The sequence below is a fragment of the Hallerella porci genome (assembly GCF_003148885.1).
In the GTDB taxonomy this organism is placed as follows: domain Bacteria; phylum Fibrobacterota; class Fibrobacteria; order Fibrobacterales; family Fibrobacteraceae; genus Hallerella; species Hallerella porci.
In genome coordinates, this window is sequence record NZ_QGHD01000064.1 from 1 (window position 1) to 1,683 (window position 1,683).

Sequence of the window (1,683 nt, forward strand, 5' to 3'; positions counted from 1 at the left end):
CCGCCGTTCTTCCTGCCGATTTTCGGGTTTCGTCCGGCTCCCTTCAGGACGTTCGAGAACAGCGATATGGTCGTGGAGTCCATCACGTACAGTTTCTGCGCCCACTCATAGTCGCGGCTGTCCGGTAAAAAACGGCCGAACTTTTCGTAGAGCGACTTGTAGACGGCCTCGAAGAACTTGCAGGGGCGTCTGTTGTTCGCGTCGGAGAAAGTGCTCATCTTCAGCGGTCCCGTGAACCCGGCGTGCCACAGGTGCCTCGCTTCCGTGTTCACTCCCGTAAGGATTTCGCGCAGGGACCTGTAATTTTTGAATACAGCGAACAACAGCACGAGCAGGTGCTGGAACCCGTCGAACTTCTTGACATAGCGTTCCCCGCCAACGCTGCGGGATTGCCCCAGAATTTCGCCTTTGGAGAGGTATTTTGTGATTTGTGCGTATATCGGCTGTCCGGTAAAATTTCTACATTCCATAGTGCTTTTGAGCTTGTTTTTGATTGCAAACTGAACAATAGTCAAAAGTGGCGGCTCCCGGAAACGGAAGTCGCCTTTTTTTGTTAGATTTTAGGTTGAATTAAAAAGTTTTACCGGACACTAATAATTTTCAAACTAACTGAGCTTGAAAGTGTTGATGCCGTTGTAGATGGTCCAAGGGATAAAGGAATTGATGCAATATGGGTCAATGAACAAGAAAATGAAATTTACGTATTTCAATCAGAATTTTCCCCGTCAAATGAAGCTCAGTCTGGTGATACTAAAATACGAGAATTTGCAGGTGTAATGCAATGGTTTAAAGATGTTGAGTCAGTACAAAAACTTCAGACATCTTCAACAAACGAAGCCTTAAGGCATCGTCTAACAGATTTAAGCATTGAAAGTAAAATCGCCCACGGAAATACTGTAATTTTTGTTTATGTTACCAACAAGAAATTCGATAATAATGCCACCGAATACCTAGCAACAACTAATTTCGATGCCTATGATATAGTCAGGATTTCAGATTAATACGTCCATTTTGCCAAACCGTGCATCAAAAAGGAACCAATAACTTTAGCCATAGGGCGGCGCTGTGGCGCCGTTGCCGAAGAAAAAGGCAAAGTTTTCGGCCTGTACATTCTGCACCCGAACAACGTGGGCCGTTGCGGTCACATTTCTAATGCAAGCTATGCGGTTTCTTCAGAATCCAGAGGCAAGCATATCGGCGAAATGCTCGTGAAGGACTGCCTTGAACAGGCTAAAAAGCACGGATTTGGAGTCTTGCAGTTCAATGCCGTTGTCGAAAGCAACACTCATGCGCGCCACCTGTACGAACGTCTCGGATTTGTCCAGCTCGGCACCATCCCTAAAGGGTTTCGAATGAAAGACGGCCATTACGAAAACATCTGCCCGTACTACCACGAATTGTAAGGCTAGGAAAACATTCTATTGCAAGGATGCTTCATTTTAATGAGTGATATTTTCTCCAATTTCCCTTACTATTTCAGCAAGAACATTCTTTTCACAAGCTGAAAATTTGGAGATGGCTAGGACCTTTTTTCCCCAATGATCAAACTGTTGTTGCGGAAGATTTTTCTCATTAAAAATATTTATTAAATTATTAGTGTCCGGAGAAAATTTTCAGAACGTCTAGACCCCAGAATTTACGCGGTCTAGACTTTGATTTTGCCGTTGCAAGCCCCCTCCCTAG

General features: G+C 44.6%; 2 protein-coding genes and 1 pseudogene. 2 read left to right on the forward strand and 1 reads right to left on the reverse strand.

The annotated features are described in order from the left end of the window. The coding region (locus B0H50_RS12960) for a DUF4372 domain-containing protein (RefSeq protein WP_146193781.1) at positions 1 to 515 on the reverse strand (515 nt) is incomplete at its 3' end. A gap of 261 nt (positions 516 to 776) precedes the next feature. Between B0H50_RS12960 and B0H50_RS12965 the strand changes: the two genes are divergently transcribed. Then, the gene (locus B0H50_RS12965; protein ID WP_109587924.1) at positions 777 to 1,001 is read left to right on the forward strand and encodes a hypothetical protein; all 225 of its coding nucleotides are present in this window, start codon (positions 777 to 779) and stop codon (positions 999 to 1,001) included. Between the two features lie 63 nt (positions 1,002 to 1,064). Further along, positions 1,065 to 1,403, forward strand: a pseudogene (locus B0H50_RS12970) (N-acetyltransferase family protein); the annotation flags it as partial. Positions 1,404 to 1,683: the final 280 nt, after the last annotated feature.

What these genes read in the sequence shown, in the direction of transcription:
- B0H50_RS12965 (WP_109587924.1), top strand. Translation starts at nt 777, where the DNA reads ATGCAATGGTTTAAAGATGTTGAGTCAGTACAAAAACTTCAGACATCT.